The sequence below is a fragment of the Streptococcus suis genome, from assembly GCF_046032535.1.
In the GTDB taxonomy this organism is placed as follows: domain Bacteria; phylum Bacillota; class Bacilli; order Lactobacillales; family Streptococcaceae; genus Streptococcus; species Streptococcus suis_AK.
On record NZ_JARQPL010000022.1, the window covers coordinates 14,859 to 38,856 of the forward strand.

Below are 23,998 nucleotides of genomic sequence, written 5' to 3' on the forward strand. Positions count from 1 at the left end.
AATGTAATTATGAAAAATTTCAAAGAAAGGAAAGTTATGAAACTAGAAGAATTGGCTCTCTTTACGGGAGGTAGTTTACAGGTTCGCTTGGATACTACCAGCTGGGAAGATGCTAGAGACTATATCCTCTACAATCAGCAACATCATCAATTGGATGGTTATGAGGTGATAGAAGAAGTGATAGATAGTCGGACCGTGACGACAGATAGAGAAGTGACCTTGCTCGAGGAGGGCGACTTACTCTTTAGTTTACTATCGGGGAAGGCTGTTTTAGTGAGAGCGGAGCACGCAGGCTTACTCTATACACAGAACTATATCAAAATTGAGCCCATTGCAAAGCTGGATAAGGCCTTCTTACTGTATTTGATTAATGAATCCTCGGCTATTAGACGGCAGTTTTACCAAAGCTTACAGGGGAGTGAGGTAATGAAATATACAGTCAAGCAACTGAAAAGTTTACAGCTAGGCGCCTTGCCTCCTTTAGATAGTCAGCAGAAATTAGGAAAAATTTATTTAGATGGATTAGCCTTACGGCAGAAGCGGCAAGCTTATGCGCAAGGAGATTTTTTACGGCTAACATATTTGTTAAAGGAGGTTTACGCACATGAATGAATTAGCATTTGAAACAGAATTGATTCAATATATTACGACAGGGACTATTACACAGCCGGAGCACCTAGAAGGTCTAGAATGGTCTGTTAGTGATTCTTCGACCCTGTATGCAGTCAAATCTAAACTGTGGACTTATGAGCCGAGTATCAAGACAACGGAGCAATTATGGGAAAATTTTCGTAATATTCTCTGGCAACACAACCAACATCGATTGGACAAACCCTTGAGCGATACCGAGTTTGCTCAGGTCAAGCAGATTATTTCAGATCTGAAAACACCTTATGAGGCTGGTCAGTTTTTATATGGGATTAGCGGTGTTTCCGAATTGGAAATTACACTTGATGATGGACGGCATACATTTTTGACAGTATTCGACCAACGTAAGATAGGCGGTGGGGACACTGTCTACCAAGTGGTGAACCAAATCCGTAGGGCTCCTAAAATCCCTGGACGACGAGAATGTATATTCGATACAACCTTGTTGATTAATGGCTTACCTATTATTCAGATTGAAGAGAAAAAGGATACGGTAGATGTGGACAAGGCATTGAACCAAATGCATCAATATATCCAGGAACGGCAATATACGGATATTTTTTCTACCTTGCAGATTCTAGTCGCTATCGCCCCCAACAATGTTCGCTATATGGCCAATACCACTGCGGAAAAATTTAATAAGGACTTTGCTTTCCACTGGCAGCGTAAATCTGACGGTAGTAAGGTTCGGAATTGGAAAGAATTTGCGGATTCCATGCTCAGCATTCCGATGGCCCATCAGATGGCGACCAACTACATGATCTTAGATGGGACACCGCAGAAACAAATGCTGAAAGTCATGCGTCCCTATCAAGTTTATGCCACTCAGGCGGTCATTGAGGGGATAAAAAAAGTCGATTTTGAACTAGGCTGTAACAAGGTTGGCTACATTTGGCATACGACAGGCTCAGGGAAGACGATTACTAGTTTTAAAACAGCTTGGCTGGCAAGTCGAATGCCCAAGGTAGACAAGGTTGTCTTTCTAGTGGATCGTATTGCTTTGACCAATCAGACTAAGGATGATTATCTGGCTTATGATCCAGAAGCTGGGGAGAATAGTTTTGGCAGTATTCGAGAAACTCAAAATACCACAGCCTTGGCACGGCAGTTGACTAGTAAGGATAGTGGGATTATCGTTACTTCTGTGCAAAAATTGGATACACTGGTGAAGAGAAAATCCTTCAAATCACCAGATAAGCATATCGTGTTTATCGTTGACGAAGCTCATCGCTCAACTGGTGGAGATAGTTTTGCAGGGATTCAAAAGGCTTTTAAGAAAGCGGCTTGGATTGGCTATACAGGAACTCCCAACTTAGATGATACAGGTGCTAGTCTGCGGACGCAAGATATTTTTGGCCCTCTTCTTCATGCCTACACTATTAAAAATGCCATTAGTGACCGCAATGTGCTAGGGTTTAAGGTGGATTTTGAGACAACCATTGATCAGGAAAAACTAAAAACAACTTACTTACCAGATTTTTATCGGCAAAAATATCCGAAGTGGACAAGTGCACAGATTGAAGAAAAGATTGCCAATCTAAGTCCGGATGATATGGATGATGCGGTGACTTCTAGCATCTATGACGAAAATCCAGAGCATGTTCGATTGGTAGTCGAAGATGTCTTCAAACACTGGGCAAATCGCTCTGGCAGTGGCCGTTACAATGCCTTATTCACCACCCACGTAGGTGGAGGCAGGGCCTCCACACCCATGGCGATGATGTATTTCCGAGAGTTTCAACGAATCAATCAACTGCATCGAGAGCAAGGAGGTCTGGTCTTGAAGGTGGGAGTGACCTTTGCCTTGAATACTCAAAATAATGATAGTATGGTCGAGTCAAATACTGGTTTGCTTGAAGCTATTACGATCTATAACACAGAATTTGGGACATCCTTTGGCTTGTCAGATGTTGCCTCTTATACAGAGGACCTGGTTAGTCGCCTTAATAGAACAGCCAAGGACAAGAACTACTTAGATTTGGTGATTGTCGTGGATCAGTTGTTGACAGGTTTCAATGCTCCTGAGCTCAATACTCTTTATGTTGACCGAACCCTAAAAGGAGCCAGTCTTATCCAGGCCTATTCTCGTACCAATCGTGTGGAGGATATGGATAAAAAACCTTTTGGACGGGTGGTCAATTACCGCTGGCCAGCTCATAATGAGAAATTGATGAATCAGGCCTTGGCCATCTATGCAGATGATAGTGCTGCCGATTTATCAGATGCGGAACAAAAAAATAACAATGAAAAAAATGGACTGGTGGCTAAGCCTTTCAAAGATGTATTTGCTGAAGTCAAACAAACGGTCGACCAATTGAGAGAGTTGACGGGTGATTTCAATGATATTCCGAAGTCTGAGAAAAAGCGTGAGGCTATGTTAGAATTGCTCCGTGCTTACAATCAAGGATTGTCTAAGCTGAAACAGTATCAGCCAGAGGAGGTTGATGGGGTGATTGAAGGATTTGATTACAATCAGCCGGACCGCTTTATTGAAAGTTTGGGAATGTCTGTAGAGGAAGAAAAACTTTTGACGACAGTCTTGGCCAACGAATTGAAACGGACCTTGGCGAAAGAGCAAAAAGTTAGCATTCACCAAATTGAACTCAAGATGACTCACATTAAGGAAGTGACAATTGACTACGATAAATTGACCGAACTGGTTGAGCTCTTGCTGAATCAGGTTCACGAAGAGAAGATGGTAGAAGCCGCAGCTACCAGGGATGAATTGGATAGATTTGCAAGCGGTTTGGAAGACCTCAACTATGCTGACCAGATCCGTCAAACAGGGGATGCAATCTATCGAGGTGATTTTCCGACACAAGATATGAACTTTGCTTATCCAGTTAAGGGGATTGATAGTCAGAAGATTATCCAAGAAGCTTCGCATGTTTACATTGACAAGAAGCTCTTTGCTTTCCGAATCCAATGGGGCTTGACGGAGCATATCCGCAACAAAGAACTACGAGAGTTGTTGGCGAGACATCGATATGGTCAGAATGACTTGGATGATACCGGACACTTACGTACCTTGATAAAAGAAGCTAGTCGCGATTACCAGACCTGGGCAGAAGGTGATGCCGTTAAAGGCTTGAGCAAAATTCAGTACCGCAATCAGTTGAGACAAGCACTATATGATTTGGCTGACGACTTGGTTGGTCAATAGGTTGCGATTTTGTTGGATGATAGCGTATAATAGAATGGAAATCGTCCGAAAAATTGCAAAAATAACTTTCAAAAATGAAACAAAAAGAAAGTAGAAAAGGAGGGACTATGACAAAAGAAAAATCAACAGTACCACGATTGCGCTTCCCCGGATTCACGGACGCTTGGAAACAGCGTAAGTTGGGGGAGGTTTTGAAAGAAAGGAATGAAAGTAGGTCTCCAAGTGCTGATGTGCCCCTAGTATCATTTACAGTAGAGAACGGGGTTACCCCAAAAACGGAACGCTATAATCGAGAATTTTTAGTTAGAGATGAGGATAAGAAGTATAAATTTACCCAATTGGATGATATTGTATATAATCCGGCAAATTTGAAATTTGGAGCTATTGCGAGAAACAAATATGGAGCTGCTGTATTTTCACCGATATATGTTACCTATGGAGTGTTGTCAGAAGCTCATCCACTCTTTGTTGAGTTGATTGTGACTTCTACCAATTTCATACAACGAGCATTACGTTATCAAGAAGGGACAGTTTACGAGAGAATGGCAGTTAAATCTTTTGATTTGCTCAGGAGCGAAATTCCCCTCCCCACCCTCCCCGAACAAGAAGCCATCGGTTCCTTCTTCTCCGACCTAGATCAGCTTATTACTCTTCATCAGCGAAAATTAGATGATGTTAAAGAATTGAAGAAGGCTTTGTTACAGAAAATGTTTCCGAAAGGGAATGGAAACGATTTTCCTGAGCTAAGATTCCCAGAATTTACGGACGCTTGGAAACAGCGTAAGTTGGGGGAGGTTGCGGAAAAAATTAGTCAAAAAAATCTAGATAGACAGTATGTAGAAACTTTTACAAATTCTGCTGAATTCGGTATCATTTCTCAGAGGGATTTCTTTGAAAAAAATATCTCTAGTTTGGATAATATAAGTGGATACTATATTGTGAGTCCTGATGATTTTGTATATAATCCAAGGATTTCAAATTTAGCTCCAGTTGGTCCAATAAAGCGGAATAAATTGGGAAGAGTGGGGGTTATGTCGCCTCTTTATACTATATTTAGATTTTCAGATATACATTTGGATTTTGTAGAGAAGTATTTTGACACAACAATTTGGCATAGATATATGGAGCTGAATGGGGATAGTGGAGCTCGCTCAGATAGATTTGCCATTAAAGATTCAGTTTTCAAAGGTCTACCTATTCCCCTCCCCGCGCTCCCCGAACAAGAAGCCATCGGTAACTTCTTCTCCGACCTAGATCAGCTTATTACTCTTCATCAGCGTCAGTTGGATCATCTGAAACTGTTGAAAAAAGCCTTGTTACAGCAGATGTTTATATAGAAAGAGGTCAGTATGACATATTCGCAGGATTATTTAGATGACCTTCTGGTACGAATGGCCTATCATTCCAGCGGGATTGAGGGGAATACCATTTCACTGCCTGAGACGGTTTCGATTATTTTGGAAAGTACGCTACCTGGCAAGCACAAGAGTATCCGTGAATTTTACGAGATTGAAAATCACAAACAAGCCTTCCAAGCTCTGCTATTTGCCTTAGATAATGGGGAAGAGCTGAGTTTGGGACTGGTTAAGGATATTCATGCCTTGTTGATGGACCGCCTCCAGCATGATCGGGGGCAGTTTAAGTCGGTACAAAACGCTATTATTGGTGCGACCTTCAAGACTGCATCGCCAGAGGAAACGCCTTTTCTCATGCAACAGTGGGTGGATAATGCCAACTATCGCTTGGGGTTGCCTTTGGAAATAGCTGAGCTGTTAGAGGTGCTGGCAGATGTACATATTCAGTTCGAGCGTATTCACCCATTTAGTGATGGGAACGGCCGGACAGGACGGCTGATTTTGATGTTTCAAAGTATGCTCAAGTTGGGAGCACCCGTACTGATTAGTAAGGAAGATCGAGCTCTTTATATGGAGTTGTTAGCGGAACAAGATGTGACTGGATTATCCCAATTGCTCAAACGCTCCTTGGAGTTTGAACAAGAACGAAAAAACCAGTTTTAAGTCGAATTTTCAGAAAGCGGCTTTCAATCGGAACTATTATTTTTGCCTGAAAATACAATGAAAGCCCTACTTTCACAACTACTTGGAAACAGCGTAAGTTGGGGGAGGTGGCGGTGGTAGTGATGGGACAATCTCCAGATTCAAAAAACTATACTAATAATCCTTTAGACAATATTTTAGTTCAAGGAAATGCCGATTTAAAAAATGGGAATGTTGAACCAAGAGTTTGGACAACGCAAATTACAAAGATTGCAGAAAAAGGAGACATCATTGTATCGGTCAGAGCCCCTGTTGGAGATGTTGCCAAAACTAGATATAAGGTTGTTCTTGGGCGTGGAGTTGCAGGTATTAAGGGAAATGATTTTATCTATCAGACTTTAATAAGAATGAAGCAGTTTGGTTATTGGATGAAGTTGAGTACTGGTTCCACTTTTGAATCAATAAATTCTGGTGATATTAAAAGTTCATTGATTCCTCTCCCCTCCCTCCCTGAACAAGAAGCCATCGGCAGCTTCTTCTCCGACCTAGATCAGCTTATTACTCTTCATCAGCGAAAATGAGATTTCGAGTAAAAAATGAAACAACATGAAAGGATTACAAAAACATGTCAAAAACTATTCAAGCCATTACCAATCAGATTTGGTCTATGGCCAATGAATTGCGAGGAAACATGGATGCTTCGGAATATAAGAACTATATCCTAGCCTTCATGTTCTATCGCTATCTATCTGAGCATCAAGAGCGTTTCTTGGTGGAAGATGAAATTATCAGTCCTGCTCCAGGGGAAACTGTTCAGGATGCCTATGCACGAGAAGCAGTTGGGACTGACTTGGTGGAGTATTTGGAAAATACAGCTTCTCACCTTGGATACGCGATTGCACCAGAAGATACCTGGGCAAGACTGGTAGCCAAAATTGATAACAGTGAGATTGTAGCGAGTGACTACCAGACGATTTTCGATCATTTTAACGCCAATGTAGAACTCAATCAGGATGCTATGGAAGATTTCAGAGGCGTCTTTAATGACATCAATCTAGGGGACTCTCGTTTGGGCAATTCAACGGTTGCGCGTGCAAAATCCTTGAACAGTATTGTGAAGCTGATTGACAGCATTGAGTATAAAAATGATGAGGGAAAGGATATTCTGGGAGAAATCTATGAGTATCTCATTGGACAGTTTGCTGCTTCGGCAGGTAAAAAAGGTGGAGAATTTTATACCCCGCATCAAGTGAGTAAGATTTTAGCCAAGATTGTTACTTTAGGTTTGGAAAAATCAGATACTAGCTTCTCTGTTTACGATCCAACCATGGGTTCAGGGTCTTTGCTACTAACAGTGCGTAATGAACTACCTCAGGGCCAGCATATCAAATTCTATGGCCAAGAAATGAACACAACTACTTATAACTTGGCGCGGATGAACCTGATGATGCATCAGGTCGGCTACAGCAATATGATTTTGAATAATGCTGATACCTTAGAAAGTGACTGGCCGGACGGGGTCGATGAACTTGGAATCGATCAGCCACGTAGTTTTGATGCGGTCGTCGCAAACCCACCCTACTCTGCTAAATGGGACAATCGTGAGTCCAAATTGAAGGATCCACGGTTTATGGAATACGGTAAGTTAGCACCAGCCTCTAAAGCGGACTTTGCCTTTATCTTACACAGTCTTTATCATCTGAATAATACAGGGACCATGGCCATTGTTTTACCACACGGAGTGCTCTTTAGGGGAGCAGCAGAAGGTCATATTCGCAAACTGATTATTGAGAAAAATTACCTGGATGCAGTTATTGGCTTGCCAGCTAACCTGTTTTATGGCACAGGCATTCCAACCACTATTCTAGTCTTCAAAAAAAATCGTCAGACCAAGGATGTATTCTTTATCGATGCGAGCAAGGAGTTTGAAAAAGGGAAGAACCAGAATCACCTTTCCGATGACATGGTAGAAAAAATTGTAGAGACCTATCACAATCGTCAGTCTGTTGACAAATATGCTCATTTGGCATCAATAGAAGAAATTGCAGAAAACGACTACAATCTAAATATTCCTCGTTATGTTGATACTTTTGAGGAAGAGGAAGAGATCGATCTCGGACAAGTAACGCAGCAACTAGAACAAGATAGACTAGAGATTCGGGCTCTAGAAGATAAGATTCGTCAACAATTAAAGACTTTGGGAGTAGATTTTTAGATAAATGAAAAGAGCGAGTAGGATTTTTCCTCGCTCTTTCTTTGTATATCTTAAGGCTTAATCACATCAACCCCACCCATGTATGGACGGAGAACTTCTGGAATGGTGACAGAACCATCTTCATTTTGATAGTTTTCAAGGATGGCAGCCACTGTACGACCAACCGCTAGACCAGAACCGTTGAGGGTGTGGAGCAATTTGACCTTGCCGTCAGCAGCATCGCGGTAGCGGATTTGGGCACGGCGGGCTTGGAAATCTTCTGTGTTGGAACAGCTGGAGATTTCACGGTAGGCATTTTGGGCAGGGATCCAGACTTCCAAGTCATAGGTCTTAGCAGCTGAGAAGCCCATATCGCCTGTACAGAGGGCTAACACGCGGTATGGCAAGCCTAATTTTTGAAGGATATTTTCTGCGTTTGCGGTCATTTTTTCCAATTCATCGTAAGACTGTTCTGGTGTGGCAAATTTGACCATTTCAACCTTGTGGAATTGGTGAAGGCGGATAAGACCACGGGTGTCACGACCAGCAGAACCAGCTTCAGAACGGAAAGATGGGCTCATGGCTGTGAAGTAGATTGGCAGGTCTTTTTCTTCCAAAATCTCGTTGCGGTAGTAGTTGGTCAATGGCACTTCAGCAGTTGGGATGAGGACGAAGTTAGTGTCTGCCAACTCAAAGGTATCTTCCTTGAACTTAGGATATTGACCAGTACCGAACATAGAGTCGTGGTTGACCATGTAAGGTGTGATGATTTCTTGGTAGCCTTCTGCGATATGCTCGTCCAACATGAAGTTGTAGAGGGCACGCTCCAAACGAGCACCCAAGTTCTTGTAGAAGAGGAAGCGGGCACCAGTTACTTTTGCTCCACGTTCCCAGTCCAGAATATCGAGGTCTTCGCCCAAATCCCAGTGAGCTTTTGGCTCGAAAGTAAATTCACGAGGTGTTCCCCAACGACGAACTTCCACGTTCTCTTCTTCATCCGCACCAACAGGGACAGAATCGTGCGGCGTATTTGGAAGAACTGCAAGGATGGCGTTCAACTCTTCATCGATTTCTAAGAGCTGAGCGTCCAAGTTTTTCACGTCTGCAGACAATTTTTGCATGGCAGCAATCTTTTCGTCAGCGTTTTCCTTGTTGCGCTTGGCTTGGGCAATTTCAGCAGAAACAGTGTTGCGCTCTGCTTTTAACTCTTCAACAGTGACCAGGATTTCACGACGTTTTGCATCCAATTCCTTGATGGTTGCCAATGTTTCGGCAGCCACACCACGAGTAGCAAGTTTAGCAGCCACTCCGTCAAAATCTGAACGAATGCGTTTCATATCTAACATATATAAGATACCGGACCCTTGAAACAGTCTGGGGACTGCTTCGGATTGGGCGAGTTCAATTCTACCACAACTTTCTTGCAGTAAAACCAAACCTTCCTTTCTATTTTAATAAAAAAACGCACACAGGGAAACTGCTGGAGCGACTTTCACCGCGGTTCCATCCAGCTTCACATGTGTGCACTTTGACTATTTTATTTGTTAACAACGGTAGAATTTCACAACTTTTTCCTATCTGCTCGCAACGACCGCAGACTTTCTGAAAGGAGCTAGAAGCTACTTATCCGTTTCTACTATTATACTTGATTTTCTATTTTTTGGCAAATAGATTTGAAATTTTTTGTCCAATAGTTTGAACCAAGGTAGGTAGTTTGACCACTTTCTCATTGCCAATATGCTCACGGGCAATTTTTAAGATCTTACCTGAGTCCTTAGAAGCAAAGAGAAATTTACCACTGTCTGTAAAGACTTCGAAGTGTCGGCTGACCTTTTTATTGCTCACATTGGCACCGATTTGTTCAATCGATGTCCAAGGAATTTGCACATAATTTTCCACGTTGTTATCTGCATAAAATTCCAAAGCTTGATCACCCAGAAGAAACTTGCCGACAGTACTACCAGCTATGCTGAGATAGGAAACACCTGTTGTGGATAGTTCGACATTTTTATTTAATGATTGTGCCATAGTTACCTCATTTCTTGTTTTATTATACCATAAAACCCCGCATGAGCGGGGTTTGTGAATGGATTACATAATTCCAAGAAGGCGAGCTGCGATACCGAACGCGAACAAGCCAACGATGATGGTGATTGGAGAAACTTTTTTCTTCAACAACCACATACATAGGAATGTAAGAAGCAAGTGCATGAAGCCTGGGATCAAACCATCCAAGTTTTGTTGGAAAGTAGTAACCTTAGTTGGTGTTTGTGACAAACCTTGACCAACCAATTCAAAGGCTTTTTGAATACCTTCAGAACCTTCTGGCAATTTATCCCACTCGATGTAAGCACCTTCTGAAAGTGGAACTTCAGAAACTGTGAAGTTGAAGCCGATAGATACCCAACGTTGAGCAAGTACGGCAAGGATGAACATACCAAGGATAGAAGCACCTTTAGTAATGTCTTGGAGGATACCACCTGACATATCTTTAGTGATTTCTTTACCTGATTTGTAACCAAACTCTTGAGTGTACCAGAGGAAGCTCATACGGATAGCGTTCCATAGACCGAAGAAGAGGATTGGACCAAGGATGTTACCTGATACAGCAAGTGAAGCACCAAGGGCACCAAGGATAGGACGTACTGTAAACCAGAATACTGGGTCACCGATACCAGCAAGAGGTCCCATCATACCGATTTTCACACCTTGGATAGCAGCGTCATCGATGTCAGCACCGTTTGCGCGTTCTTCTTCAAGGGCAAGTGTTACACCGACGATAGGTGCAGCAACGTATGGGTGTGTGTTAAAGAACTCCATGTGGCGCTTAAGAGCCGCAATTTGATCTTCTTTTTTAGTGTAGAGTTTTTTGATGGCTGGAACCATTGTGTAAGCCCAACCCAAGTTTTGCATACGCTCAAAGTTCCATGATGCTTGAAGGAAGGTTGAACGCCAGCAAATCGCTTTACGATCTTTTACTGAAAGTTGAATTTTTTCTGTCATGATTGTGTTCTTCCTTTCTTCTTAGTAGTCTTCTAGGATGTCGCCGATTGGGTCGTTAGAACCAGCTCCGCCACCGTTACCACCTTTTTTAGAAAGGTTGAGGTAGATGAAGGCAAGAGATACACCGATAGCACCAAGTGCGATAAGTGTCAATTGGCTAACTGCAGCAAGTGCGAAACCGATAGCGAAGAATGGCCATACTTCGCGAGTAGCCATCATGTTGATAACCATAGCGAAACCTACGGCAACAACCATACCACCACCGACGTTCATACCACCTGACAACCAAGCTGGCATAGATTCAAGAGCAGCTTGAACAGCTTCAGTTGGGATAGCAAGAAGAAGGGCAGCAGGAACAGCAATACGAAGTCCTTGAAGTGAAAGAGCAATCAAGTGGTAGCGCTCAAGTGCACCGAAGTCACCACGTTCAGCAGCAGCGTCAGCACCGTGTACAAGGGCAACAGATGCTGTACGAACAAGCATTGTAAGGAAAAGACCTGCAACAGCAAGAGGAATAGCAAGACCTTGAGCAACTGAGATCGCAGTTGCAGAGAAGTCACCACCCTTGATCAAGATGATAGCAGCGGCAACAGAAGCAAGGGCAGCATCTGGTGCAATGGCAGCACCGATGTTTGACCAGCCAAGGGCAACGAGTTGGAGAGTTCCTCCAAGCATAACACCAGCTGTAAGGTTACCGGTAACAAGACCGATGAGGGTACAAGCAACGATTGGTTGATGGAATTGGAATTGGTCAAGGACACCTTCCATACCTGCAAGAAAGGCCACAACAACGACCAAAATTGCAGAAATAATTGAAATATCTGACATATTTATAATCCTTTCATATTTCTGATAATCACACAGTGTTAATTAGTTTTTATTTAACATCTGCCTTGTTAATCAATTCAAACAAATCTTTTGGTGAATCGTTTGGAACTTTACGAACATCGAATTTGACACCGAGTTCACGCAAGCGTTCAAAGGTAGCGACATCGTCCTTATCCATAGAAAGAACAGTGTTCACCATTGTTTTGCCTGTTGAGTGAGCCATAGAACCAACGTTCAATTCCTTGATTTCTACACCACCTTCGATTGCTTCAAGAGCTTCTTGAGGTGTTTCAAAGAGAATCAAAGCGTGTGTGTTACCGAAACGAGGATCTTTAGAAACCTCAATCAGTTTCTTGATAGGAACGACGTTTGCTTTAACGTTTCCTGGAGCTGCTTGCTTGATCAATTGTTTACGAAGGTCATCTTGTGCCACTGTATCTGAAGCGACGATGATACGGTCAGCTTTAGAAGCAGGAGTCCAAGCAGTAGCGACCTGACCATGCAAGAGACGAGTATCGATACGAGCTAAGTTGATTTTCAACTTACCATCACCGATAACAGTTCCTGGAGGGATTGCACCTTGTGGAGTAGTTGTTGCTACATCTGCTACAGGAGCGGCTTCAGTTGGTTGTAGTTCTTCTGGAAGAACCTTCACACCATCCTTGGCTTCCTTAATAATGTTTGCCGCAACTTCCTCCACGCCAGCAGCAGCGTTAATCATACGCTCTGTGTAAGCTTGGATAAGCATTGGCAAGTTTAGACCGGTGATGATAGCAAACTTACGATCTGGATTTTCACCAGCAACACGGCTTGCTTGGTTGAATGGAGAACCACTCCAAAGGTCAGCCAAAACCAAGATTTCATCATCGGCATCGAATGCGTCCACGGCAGCATTGAGCTTAGCATATAAATCATCTGGTCCTTCACTTGGCATGAAAGTAACAACCTGTACTTTATCCTGTTCGCCAAAGATCATTGAACCTGACTGATGAATACCAGCAGCAAATTCGCCATGACTTGCAATAATGATTCCAATACTCATTATTGATCCTCCTAAATTTTTCTTGTTCATGTAAAAACCATTGAATGGGCTTTCATGTTCGAACTGTAACATTATAAAACGTTTTCAGTGCATTTGTCAAGAGAAATTATGTTAAAAGTGCAAAATGTTTCCAAAACTTTTCATAATCATGTTTCAGAAAAGTGATAAAAATATGCAATGAATATGATAAAAACCTGACAGTTTATCAGGTTTTTTGATGTCTATAAAAATAGGTTTTCTAGTTCACGTGCGACACCATCTTCAAAATTAGCAAATGCTGTCAATCTGTCGGCATGTGGACGAAGTGTATCGCTACAATTTTTCATGGCATAGGCTGTGCCTGCTAGGTCTAGCATCTCAACATCGTTGTGCTCATCGCCGAAGGCAATTAAGTCGCTAGGAGTGGCTTGGTAGAGGTTAAGAACATAGCTCAGAGCGGTTGCCTTATTGACACCTTTTGCACAAGTTTCGAGGATATTCAATGGTCCGCCCCACGTATTGATTTCTAACTCATCCTTGAAATAGGCATTCATTTCTTTTGCAAGTTCATACTTATCAGTTGCACGAGTCTGCATAAGGATGGAATGAGGATCACTAGTGATTAATTCAGGTTTGATGAGTGTATCTGGAGTAATCTGTTCAACCCCCATCAGAGCCGGATCGATCTTGTCTAAGTTCTTTTGAGTGATGTAGAATTTATTCTTGTATTCACCAGCAATAAAATCTGCCTCGAATGTTTCTTCTTCTTTTAGAAATTCGAGTAGGTATTTTTTGTCGATTAAAATATTTTGTTCCCATTGCCATTTCTTTCCAGGGATGTGGACTAAAGAACCGTTGAAATTAATCATGGGAGTATCCAGTTCTAGTTGTTGGTAAAATTTTTCAGCCATTCGATAGGGGCGACCTGTGGCGATAAGAACGGTGTGTCCTGCTTGGCGGACCTTCTTTATAGTTGAGATGGTATAATCAGATAATTGGCTATCATTATTGAGCAATGTGCCGTCCAAATCGATAGCTATGATTTTTTTCTTCATATTTAATAGCATTCCTTTCTAGAGTTGTTATACTAGTTTTTAATAGTGAATAATGTTTAGCTAGTAGCTAGATTGCTGAGAAATTGTTTTATGCGTCAAAGAATACGACTTGTAGGTAGCCACATCTTGAACTAATAACTTCCAGTATAACAAAAGGAGATAATAAAAGCAAAGAAGCGAGTAATTTTGTATAGATTTTTTTGTAAGTCTGTAATGTTCGGTAATTACGGATATTTTAAGTTGAAAATCAATAAAATAACGTTTTTGAGATTAAAAAACTTGAAATTAGAATGTTTTTTGATTATAATGTTTTTATCGTTCGTAAATTAAAAGGAGAAATGAAAAAATGGATCAATTTTTTAAATTGAAAGAACACGGAACGACGGTTTCTACGGAAATTATGGCAGGACTTACGACTTTCTTTGCCATGTCATATATCTTGTTTGTTAACCCGAGCGTATTGAGTGTGGCAGGTATGCCAACTCAAGCAGTCTTTTTAGCGACTATTATTGCGAGTGCTGTATCAACGCTTGTTATGGGATTATTTGCTAACGTACCTTACGCCTTGGCACCAGGTATGGGGTTAAATGCCTTCTTTACCTATACAGTGGTTATTGGTCTTGGTTTTACTTGGCAAGAAGCTTTGGCCATGGTTTTCCTCTGCGGTTTGTTTAATGTTTTAATCACCGTTACCAAGGTTCGTAAGAGCATTATCAAGGCGATTCCGATTAGCTTGCAACATGCCATCGGTGGTGGTATCGGGGTTTTTGTTGCCTACCTTGGTTTCAAGAACTCTAACTTGATTACCTTCTTGACATCTGGTTCAGATATTATTACTGTAAATGGTGTTGCTCCGGCAGATGCAACAGCAGAGACATTCTCAAACGGTGTCTTCTCTGTTTTGGCGGGAGGTGGTGTAGTTCCTTCTATCTCAACCTTCACTGATCCAAGTGTACTTCTTACTGTATTTGGTCTGATCCTTACAGCTGTTTTGGTTATAAAAAATGTACGTGGTGCTATCTTGATTGGTATTATTGCAACGACTGTAGCTGGAATTCCAGCAGGTGTTGTGGACCTGTCTACAATTGATTTTACAAATAACAATATCGGTACAGCCTTTGCGGAGCTTGGTACAACTTTCCTAGCGGCTTTTGATGGTCTATCTTCGCTCTTTGCTGACTCAAGCCGTCTACCACTTGTTTTGATGACTATCTTTGCATTCAGTTTGTCAGATACCTTTGATACACTTGGTACCTTTATCGGTACAGGTCGTAAGACTGGTATTTTCTCAGAAGAAGATGAGAAAGCTCTCGAAAATGGTACAGGCTTTAACTCTAAGATGGACAAGGCGCTCTTTGCAGATGCGATTGGTACCTCAATTGGTGCTCTGTTTGGTACGTCAAATACAACAACGTATGTTGAATCGGCTGCAGGTATCTCTGCAGGTGGTCGTACTGGTCTGACAGCTGTTACAACTGCCGTTCTCTTCCTTCTTTCAATTCTTATCTTGCCATTTATCGGTATTGTACCAGCAGCGGCAACTGCTCCAGCTTTGATTATTGTCGGTGTCATGATGGTTTCATCATTCCTAGATGTGGATTGGAGTCAATTCGAAGACGCTCTTCCAGCCTTCTTTGCGGCCTTCTTCATGGCACTTTGCTTCTCAATCTCATACGGTATTGCAGCAGCCTTTATCTTCTATTGCTTGGTAAAAGTTTCGACAGGTAAGGCTAAAGAAATTCATCCAATCCTTTGGGGAGCTACAGCTCTATTTATTCTGAACTTCATCATTCTAGCCATCTTGTAATCTGTTTATTATCCTTGAACTGATCTTCATTTGAAGGTCAGTTTTTTTATTTACGATTAAAATATATGGGAATCAATGTGATTCAGTTAATGAAATACTGTCTTGAACGTTGTAAATTGCAAACGGATGGAGTTTATAGTCGAATGAATTAGCTTTCAGACAAGGAACTGAGGTGCAGGTTGCTAGAACAGCCTAGAGGCTGTTCTAGGTTGGAAATAAGACTTGCGATGTAAGTCACTTTCGTTGAGTACGGCAAGCCGAAAGTGACGATGTATCAAAGTTAATTCAAATGACTATATTTTTCCATTTCGTCGCTTCTCTGTCTCCTCTTAGTGCCATTTTTACTCCTTATGACTGTATTTTAAATGGCTGTTCGTTATTGTAAGCAAGATGTCACATACCTAGACATCTGCTGGATTAATGTCATGATGGGGTGAAAAAATTTATCATGTAGTCTTTGGGAGTCACAGGGTATAGAATAACCCCTGAGCTTGGGCTCAGGGGAGTTTTCTAACTATAATGTTTGAATAGCGAATGAGTTGCCTGATGGATGGTGCGGGCCGTTTCGGCATTGTTCATGGTATAAAGATGAACACCTGCGACATCATTGGTCACTAAGTCAACAATCTGATCTACAGCATAGGCCAGACCTGCTGCCCGAAGAGATTCAGGATTGTGCTCATATTTTTCTAAAATAGCTTTAAACTTACGAGGGAGGTGAATGTTTTCACAGGTTTTCAAGAGTCGAAGTGCCTGATTCCTGTTGATGATAGGCATAATACCTGCGATAATAGGCACTTCGATGTCTGCTAGAGAACATTTCTCCTGAAAGTTATAGAACGCTTCGTTATCGAAGAAGAGTTGAGTTACCAAGGTTGAGCAACCGGCATCAACTTTCTTTTTCAAATTTTTGATGTCTGAGACAGAATTTGGTGATTCTGGATGTACTTCTGGATAACAGGCTCCAATAATGTCAAAATGTGGGGCTTCTTCCTTGATAAAGGAAATCAAGTCAGTTGCATACTGGAAGTCCTCTTTAGGGGGAAGACCTTCAATAATATCGCCACGAAGTGCTAAAATCTGATGTACACCAATTTCATCGAGAGAATGAAGAATGGATTGGACCTTTTCTTTTGTCAAGTAAGCAGCTGGCAAATGTGCGATAGTTGGAATCTGCAATTCATTGCGAACATGGTTAGCTAACTTGACAGTAGTCTCTTCTACGTTCAAATTGTTATTGCTGCATGTAACACTGATAAAATGAGGGGCCAAACCTTGCATCTCATCGAGAGTTTGGATAATCTTTTCATTGCCTACTTCTGGTTTTGGAGGAAAAATTTCAAATGAGAGACTTGGGGTTTGACCAATCATAAATTAGAGTTCCTTTCTTGCTGCCTTAGCTGCTTGGGTCAAGTGGATAAGGCTAGCTTTTGTTTCTGATTCGCCACGAGTCTTGAGTCCGCAGTCTGGGTTAATCCAAACTTTTTCTTTCGGTACTTTAGCAAGGATGGCTTGAATAGTGTGTGCAATTTCATCAACGGCAGGGACACGTGGAGAGTGGATGTCATAGACACCAGGACCTACCTGAGTTTGGAAATTTTTAGCCTTGAGTTCATCTAGAATAACAAGATTTGAACGGCTGGCTTCAAAGGAGATAACATCCGCATCCATATTGTCGATGGCAGGAATGATGTCAGTAAATTCGCTATAGCACATGTGAGTGTGAATTTGTGTATCTGGTGCAACAGTTGAGTGTACCAAACGGAAGGCTGGAATTGCCCAGTCAAGATATTCGCTGTACCAGTCGCTGCGACGAAGTGGCAATTTTTCACGGAGAGCAGCTTCATCGATTTGGATAATCTTGATTCCAGCTGCTTCAAGGTCGAGAACTTCTTCCTTGATAGCAAGGGCAATTTGAAGGGTTGATTCCTTGATAGAGATATCTTCACATGGGAATGACCAGTTGAGGATGGTTACAGGACCTGTCAACATGCCTTTGACTGGTTTATTGGTACGGCTTTGAGCATAGCTAGACCATTTGACAGTAATTGGGTTCAAGCGTGTCACATCACCCCAGATGATTGGTGGTTTTACTCCACGAAGACCATAAGATTGGACCCAACCGTTTTTGCTGAAGAGGTAGCCAGATAGGTTTTCACCGAAATATTCAACCATGTCGTTGCGTTCAAATTCACCGTGAACCAATACATCGAAGTCAACTTCTTCCTGCCAAGCAATCCATTCGTCTGTTTGCGCTTTGACAAATGTATCATATTCTTCTTCTGAGATGTTGCCTTTGCGGAAAGCCAAGCGTGTGCTACGAACTTCCTTGGTTTGAGGGAAAGAGCCAATCGTTGTTGTCGGAAGAAGTGGTAAGTTTAGCTTCTCGCGTTGAATGGCTTCACGCTCTGCAAAAACAGGCAGGCGTGTATAGTCTGAGTCTGTCAGTCCTGCAAGACGGTCTGCAAGGGCTGCATCACGACCGACACGTTCAAGGGCAAAGAGTTCCTTGTTAGCTGTGAAAGCAGCTTCGCCTTGACCGTTACGGATGGCATCCAAATCACGCAATTCGCTCAGTTTTTCAACTGCAAAGGCAAAGTGGTTGAGAATTGCGGGTTCAAACTCTTCATTTGCTGTTGTGAAAGGCACGTGAAGAAGGGAGCAAGAAGTTGTTATCACGACATTTTCAGCTGGAATAGCATTCAAAACAGCCAGGCTCTTTTCATAATTGTTGCGCCAGATATTTTTACCGTTGACGATACCAGCGTAGAGGGTCTTGTCAGCTGGGAAGCCTGTCGCAACAAGTGCAGCAGTTTCCTTACCTTCTACAAAGTCAAGACCGATGGCATCGACTGGTAGGTTTGTCAATTCAGTGTAAATATCACGAACATCACCGAAGTAGGTTTGGATAAGGACTTGCAAGCCTTTTTTATCTGCCAAGAGTGTTTGATAGATGTTAAGGAAGAGGGCTTTTTCTTCTGCAGTCAAGTCCTTGACCAAGCTAGGCTCGTCTAACTGGATTTTTTCAGCGCCAAGTTCTGCCAATTTCTCAAAGACTTGTCCGTAGGCTGCAACTAAGCTATCAGCGAAATCAGTAGCAGTTAAACCTTCTTCAAAATCAGTTAATTGTAAGAGTGTGAATGGACCAATCAAAACTGGACGAGTTGTGATACCCAAGTTTTTTGCTTCTTGGAATTCATCGAAAATCTTATGACCGGCTAGTTTGATTTCTGTATCTTTTTCAATAGCAGGAACGATATAGTGGTAGTTGGTGTTGAACCATTTTTTCATCGGTCTAGCACGAACGTCCCCTTTTTCTCCTTGATAGCCACGTGCAAGGGCGAAGTATTTTTCAAGGTCGGTCAAGTCAAGATTCTGTACTGCTTTAGGTACAATGTTGAAGAGAACAGCTGCATCCAAAACATTGTCATAGTGGGAGAAGTCGTTGCTTGGGATTTCAGTAATGCCTGCTTCTTTAACAATATTCCAGTGCTTAGCACGTAGGTCTTTAGCTGCTTCCAAAAGTTCTTCTTGTGGAATTTCATTTCTAAAGTATTTTTCAGTAATAAATTTTAACTCACGGTGTTCTCCGATACGTGGGAAGCCGATAATAGTAGTAGTCATGGTTTTTCCTCCAAAATATTTCTATGCTCTTATCCTAACAGAAAAAATATCACTTGTATAATTGTAAAAAATTAGATGTTGCTATAGTTTTTAGTTATAACAACCTTGGTTTGGATTTCGTGTTTAGAATGTCTACTATATAATACAACTATTTCCTTTTTCAACACTTCATAAAACAGTGTAGATTGTATCGTTATAGTTTTTCTTAATGTGTTGATAAATATTATATATTTGTCAAAATTTTAAATCCTTGGTAGACTAGTACTACTTTTTGAAATTGGAGGAAGTGTTATGAAGAAGAAGTGGCTAACAGGCTTATTATCTACAGTAGCAGTACTAACCTTGGCAGCTTGTGCTAGTAGCGGTTCATCAACTGCATCATCAAGCTCAAACTCAGTTGCCGATTCGGAAACTTTTACTTATGCAATTAATGGAGATCCTAGTTCGACAAACCCAATCAACACTAGTGACCGTTGGGGCTTAACCTTGACTAACTTTATTTACTCTCCACTTATTCGTGTTGAAGCAGATGGTACTTATGTAAATGAATTGGCAGATTCCTATGAAGTTGCCGAAGATGGTCTAAGTATCACCGTTAAACTCCGTCAAGATGTCAAGTGGTCTGATGGGGAAAGTTTCAATGCTGATGATGTCATCTTTACTTATGAACAAAAAATTAAAAAGGAAAATGGTGGTTCAGATGGTCTTTATATAAATGACCAACCAGTTAAGCTTGAAAAGTTGGATGATTACACGGTTAAATTCGTTCTTCCAGCTGTTTCTGCACCAGCCTTGGACAATATTGTTACGGAAACATACATTATTCCACAGCACGTTTTCAAGGATGAGGCAGACTTCTCAGCAAGCCAATTGACAGCGACACCAGTGGGAACTGGTCCGTACAAGTTTGTAGAATACAAGCATGGTGAATATATCAAACTTGCTGCCAATGAGTACTACTACAAGGGAGAAGCTGAAATTGATAACCTTGTTTTGAGGATAATTGAAAGTGCTGATACGACTAAAGTAGCCTTACAAACAGGTGAAGTAGATGCGGCCTTTGTATTGCCTTCTGATATTCAAGATTTGAGTACGGATACTATCACAACCTATGCCTATAGTGAAAATCGTGTCGGTTATCTTGGGCTCAATACTTCGACTGAAGAATTGAAGGATGTAAAAGTTCGTCAAGCCTTGCTATATGCCTTGAACAAAGAAGAGTTCAACCAAGCTGCTTACTTGGATAAAAAATACTATGAAAATCCATATTCATTCTTGCCAGTTGCTAATCCATATGTGACCGAAGATGTTGAGAAATATGAGCAGAATTTGGAAAAAGCAAAACAACTCTTATCTGAAGCAGGTGTTAGCAATTTGACTTTAAATCTTGGTTATGCAGGTTCTGATGCAGCTCAAACCTTACAGGCTACCTTAATTCAACAACAATTGTCAGCTATTGGTGTGACAGTTGAATTGGCAGGTGGGGACTCTACAGCACTCTTTACAGAGTTGAAAAAAGAAGGTTCAACAGCTTATGACCTATTCTTGGGTGGCTATATCATGGGAAATGACCCTGATCAATATTCCCGCCTATTCAAAACTGGTGGAGCTTCAAACTACTTCAAATTGTCTTCAAACGAAGTGGATAGCCTCTTTGAACAAGGAGCTGTTGAATTGGATCAAACAAAACGCGAACAAATCTATGATGATTTGCAAGCGACACTGGCTGACCAAGCTGCTATTTACCCAATCGTAGATAACAAGAAGGTGTTGGCGGTGAACAACCGTGTGAAAAATGTAGAAGAAGCGGGTTTGATACCAATTTATACATTTGAAGATCCGTCGAAGTTAACAATTGAATAGTCTTTGTATGCTGGTATGACCAGCAAAGAGGAGAAGGAGTGGTAAAAAGTGGAAACTCCTCCCCTCTTTTTCGTGTTTTTGGAGGATATATGTTTCGATATATTGTCAAAAGAATCTTGCAGGCAATTCCTCTCTTGCTGCTGATTTCTTTTATTGTCTTTTCTTTGATTCAATTGGCACCGTTTGATGTCATAGATTCGATGACAACGCCAAATATGAGTCAAGAACAAATTGATTTATTAAAGGTAAAATATGGTTTGGATCAACCGTTCCTTGTTCAATACGCTGTCTGGCTGAAGGGGTTACTGACTGGAGATTTAGGTTTTTCACTAATGACTCAACACTCGATTGGAGTTGATTTGGCTGAAAAAATTCCCAACACCATTTCATTGGTCTTACCTGCATATGTGACGGCCCTAATCCTAGCGATTACATTGGGTTTGCTTGCGGCGTCCCAAAGGGGGAAATGGGTGGACAAGTTTATCGATGCCTTTGCTTCTGTAGGAATTGCAGTCCCGACTTTCTGGTTTGCCATGATATTAATTTACTTTTTTGGTTATAAATGGCAGGTTTTTCCATTTATTGGGATGTATACCTTGGGAAAAGAGGGAAACCTTCTTGATTTTCTGGCACATTTTACCTTACCCTACGTGACCCTGACTATGGCATTCCTACCAGAATTGATTCGATTTATCCGAGCCTCAGCAATTGTAGAAGTTGAGAAAGATTATGTGACCGTTCAAGAGGCTTTCAAAGCCAGCCGATTTGAGATATTTGGGAAACATGTGGCTCGCAATGTTTTGATTCCTATTGTGACTCAAATTGGGATGGCCTTGCCGATGCTGGTAACAGGTGCTATTATTACAGAAACCATTTTTGCATGGCCTGGTGTAGGTCCTTATTTGACAGCAGCTACTAAGAGTTTGGACTATCCAGTGATTATGGCTGTCATGCTTTTGTCTGCGACCTTAGTTATTCTAGGGAATCTCTTATCAGATATTCTCTATGCTGTGGTGGATCCGCGTATTTGGAAAGGAGGAGAAGGTCAATGATTTTGAAGCAATTTAGGGAGACTGTAAAGAGTTCGCCACTCTATTTATTCTCGATTTTGTTCATTCTTTTTCTACTATTTTTATCCTTAATTGCGCCACTGATACCTATAGATCCAAATGTGACCAACGTAAGTCAGATGAACCAGGGTCCTAGTGCAGCGCATTGGTTTGGTACAGACCAGGTGGGACGTGATTACTTCATTCGAGTGATTTATGGTGGTCGCATCTCACTCTTAGTTGGTTTATTGGCAATGACTGCATCAGTTACGATTGGAAGTCTTGTTGGTATTACAGCAGGCTATCTTGGAGGAAAATGGGATAATGCTATTATGCGGTTTGTCGATGTCCTATCATCCATACCTTGGTTGGTCTTAGTTATCGTCCTCAGCGTCTTTCTGAAACCAGGTTTGACTACGATTATCATTGTAATAGGTGGTTTTTCTTGGATGAGTATTGCTCGGATGTTGCGTGCTGAAACATTGAAAGCCAAAGTGGCGGATTATGTTGGGTATGCTGCCTTTATTGGTTTAAAGAAACCAGTGATTGTCTGGCGGCATATCTTTCCAGCAATCCTTCCGACTTTGATTGTGACCGCTTCAACTAGTATTTCATCAGCTATTATGACGGAATCAGCCCTCAGCTTCTTAGGAATGGGGATTCAACAACCTCTAGCATCCTGGGGAAGTCTCTTGCAAAATGCCCAGTCTACCTTGCAGAGTGCTCCTCATATGGCAATATTGCCTGGACTTTTTATCCTATTGACCATTTATTCATTTAACAATATCGGTGATCTGATACGGGATTGCCTTGAAAGAGAGGTCTACTAATGTCAAAACAGCTAGTCGAAATAAGTAACCTCACCATTGTCAATAAAAAGAGAAAAGGACAATCGATACTGGTGAAGGGGATTGACCTGTCTATTCCTAAAGGAAAAATTGTAGGTATTGTTGGAGAGTCTGGTTCAGGTAAGAGCTTGTCGATGAAGTCTTTGATGGGCATTTTACCAAAGGGTTTGGAAGCAAGCTATGATCGATTTGAAATGGATGGAAAGCAAGTACGTAATCCAAAGGTTTTGCCTTTGTCTATGATTTTTCAAGATCCAATGACCTCCCTTAATCCCTTGCGGACAGTAGGTTATCATTTGCAGGAAGTTCTAAGACGTTTTCAACCTAAGTTGGCTAAGGAAGAACGGGACAGAACTATCCATGAAATGTTGGAAAAGGTGGGAATTGAACATCCAGAACTGCGTCTCAAACAGTTTCCTTTTGAATTTTCAGGTGGTATGCGTCAAAGGATCATGATTGCCATGGCCTTGTTGACCAAGCCGGATTTATTAATCGCGGACGAGCCAACAACAGCTTTAGATGTAACCATTCAGGCTCAAATCTTGGCCTTGCTCAAAGAACTACAGAAACAGTTGGGGTTGACAGTTGTGATAGTGAGTCATGATTTCAGTGTTATTGCTGGAATCTGCGACTTGGTTTATGTCATGAGGAATGGATTGGTTGTGGAACACGGAACGGTTGATTCTATCTTTTCACAACCCTTACACGCATATACCCAGTCACTACTAAGAGCAGCTCGTTTGGAAGCCAGTCTTGGAGCGGTTTTAGCCGACTCCGAAGATAGTCAGTTGATTCAAGTTAGTCCAGGACATTGGGTTAGAAAGTCTAGTGGTAAAAAGTCAATAGAAAGTTGATTAATTTTTAGATGATTTTCTAGACAAAAGGGTGCACTAAAAAC

18 protein-coding genes and 1 pseudogene are annotated in these 23,998 nt (G+C 41.6%); 11 read left to right on the forward strand and 8 right to left on the reverse strand.

Going from position 1 to position 23,998, the window contains the following annotated elements; genetic code table 11:
* Nucleotides 1-36 precede the first annotated feature (36 nt).
* The 6 genes and pseudogenes from P7J58_RS07450 (at nt 37) to P7J58_RS07475 (ending at nt 8,023) form a co-directional block, all read left to right on the forward strand.
* Complete coding sequence (locus P7J58_RS07450; RefSeq protein WP_024418956.1) at nt 37-612, forward strand: restriction endonuclease subunit S; 576 nt, start codon at nt 37-39, stop codon at nt 610-612.
* The gene (locus P7J58_RS07455) at nt 605-3,811 is read left to right on the forward strand and encodes a type I restriction endonuclease subunit R (RefSeq protein WP_408556019.1); all 3,207 of its coding nucleotides are present in this window, start codon (nt 605-607) and stop codon (nt 3,809-3,811) included. Before P7J58_RS07450 ends, P7J58_RS07455 begins: the two co-directional genes overlap by 8 nt.
* Before the next feature lie 107 nt (nt 3,812-3,918).
* On the forward strand, nt 3,919-5,148 hold the full coding sequence (locus P7J58_RS07460; protein WP_408572573.1) for a restriction endonuclease subunit S: 1,230 nt from the start codon (nt 3,919-3,921) through the stop codon (nt 5,146-5,148).
* A 12-nt stretch (nt 5,149-5,160) separates the two neighbouring features.
* Nucleotides 5,161-5,829 (forward strand): Fic family protein, encoded by a 669-nt coding sequence (locus tag P7J58_RS07465; protein WP_002942560.1) that lies wholly within the window; start codon nt 5,161-5,163, stop codon nt 5,827-5,829.
* A gap of 92 nt (nt 5,830-5,921) precedes the next feature.
* Nucleotides 5,922-6,389, forward strand: a pseudogene (locus tag P7J58_RS07470) (restriction endonuclease subunit S); the annotation flags it as partial.
* A 44-nt stretch (nt 6,390-6,433) separates the two neighbouring features.
* Nucleotides 6,434-8,023, forward strand: a complete 1,590-nt coding sequence (locus P7J58_RS07475) for a type I restriction-modification system subunit M (RefSeq protein ID WP_408556015.1) — start codon at nt 6,434-6,436, stop codon at nt 8,021-8,023.
* Between the two features lie 50 nt (nt 8,024-8,073).
* Here the strand turns inward: P7J58_RS07475 and serS are convergent, their stop codons facing one another.
* From serS to P7J58_RS07505, 6 genes are all read right to left on the reverse strand, one after another.
* A complete protein-coding gene (gene serS, locus P7J58_RS07480) occupies nt 8,074-9,348 on the reverse strand; it encodes a serine--tRNA ligase (protein WP_408556013.1) in 1,275 nt (424 codons plus the stop codon).
* Between the two features lie 307 nt (nt 9,349-9,655).
* The gene (locus P7J58_RS07485; RefSeq protein ID WP_029186103.1) at nt 9,656-10,030 is read right to left on the reverse strand and encodes a DUF956 family protein; all 375 of its coding nucleotides are present in this window, start codon (nt 10,028-10,030) and stop codon (nt 9,656-9,658) included.
* A 63-nt stretch (nt 10,031-10,093) separates the two neighbouring features.
* Complete coding sequence (locus P7J58_RS07490) at nt 10,094-11,005, reverse strand: PTS system mannose/fructose/sorbose family transporter subunit IID (RefSeq protein ID WP_029186104.1); 912 nt, start codon at nt 11,003-11,005, stop codon at nt 10,094-10,096.
* 21 nt (nt 11,006-11,026) lie between these two features.
* On the reverse strand, nt 11,027-11,833 hold the full coding sequence (locus tag P7J58_RS07495; RefSeq protein WP_024418948.1) for a PTS mannose/fructose/sorbose transporter subunit IIC: 807 nt from the start codon (nt 11,831-11,833) through the stop codon (nt 11,027-11,029).
* Between the two features lie 49 nt (nt 11,834-11,882).
* Complete coding sequence (locus P7J58_RS07500; protein ID WP_099777065.1) at nt 11,883-12,875, reverse strand: PTS sugar transporter subunit IIB; 993 nt, start codon at nt 12,873-12,875, stop codon at nt 11,883-11,885.
* 221 nt (nt 12,876-13,096) lie between these two features.
* Nucleotides 13,097-13,909, reverse strand: coding sequence for a Cof-type HAD-IIB family hydrolase (locus P7J58_RS07505; RefSeq protein WP_002942579.1), 813 nt, complete (start codon nt 13,907-13,909; stop codon nt 13,097-13,099).
* 346 nt (nt 13,910-14,255) lie between these two features.
* On the opposite strand from P7J58_RS07505, the gene P7J58_RS07510 reads away from it, so the two are divergent.
* Nucleotides 14,256-15,716 (forward strand): NCS2 family permease, encoded by a 1,461-nt coding sequence (locus tag P7J58_RS07510; protein ID WP_408556012.1) that lies wholly within the window; start codon nt 14,256-14,258, stop codon nt 15,714-15,716.
* Nucleotides 15,717-16,226: 510 nt separating this feature from the next.
* On the opposite strand, the gene metF is transcribed toward P7J58_RS07510, so the two are convergent.
* Nucleotides 16,227-17,087 carry a methylenetetrahydrofolate reductase [NAD(P)H] gene (gene metF / locus P7J58_RS07515; RefSeq protein ID WP_408540213.1) on the reverse strand — a complete coding sequence of 287 codons (861 nt, stop codon included), beginning with the start codon at nt 17,085-17,087 and terminating at the stop codon, nt 16,227-16,229.
* Between the two features lie 3 nt (nt 17,088-17,090).
* Entirely contained in the window at nt 17,091-19,340 is a 2,250-nt protein-coding gene (metE, locus tag P7J58_RS07520) for a 5-methyltetrahydropteroyltriglutamate--homocysteine S-methyltransferase (RefSeq protein ID WP_408556010.1), read from the reverse strand.
* Between the two features lie 291 nt (nt 19,341-19,631).
* Between metE and P7J58_RS07525 the strand changes: the two genes are divergently transcribed.
* The 4 genes from P7J58_RS07525 (at nt 19,632) to P7J58_RS07540 (ending at nt 23,954) form a co-directional block, all read left to right on the forward strand.
* Nucleotides 19,632-21,203 (forward strand): ABC transporter substrate-binding protein, encoded by a 1,572-nt coding sequence (locus P7J58_RS07525; RefSeq protein WP_408556009.1) that lies wholly within the window; start codon nt 19,632-19,634, stop codon nt 21,201-21,203.
* An 89-nt stretch (nt 21,204-21,292) separates the two neighbouring features.
* Entirely contained in the window at nt 21,293-22,255 is a 963-nt protein-coding gene (locus tag P7J58_RS07530) for an ABC transporter permease (RefSeq protein WP_408556008.1), read from the forward strand.
* Nucleotides 22,252-23,082 carry an ABC transporter permease gene (locus P7J58_RS07535; RefSeq protein ID WP_044672478.1) on the forward strand — a complete coding sequence of 277 codons (831 nt, stop codon included), beginning with the start codon at nt 22,252-22,254 and terminating at the stop codon, nt 23,080-23,082. The genes P7J58_RS07530 and P7J58_RS07535 overlap by 4 nt, the downstream gene beginning before the upstream one ends.
* A complete protein-coding gene (locus P7J58_RS07540) occupies nt 23,082-23,954 on the forward strand; it encodes an ABC transporter ATP-binding protein (RefSeq protein WP_408556006.1) in 873 nt (290 codons plus the stop codon). Before P7J58_RS07535 ends, P7J58_RS07540 begins: the two co-directional genes overlap by 1 nt.
* The last annotated feature ends 44 nt before the right edge of the window (nt 23,955-23,998 follow it).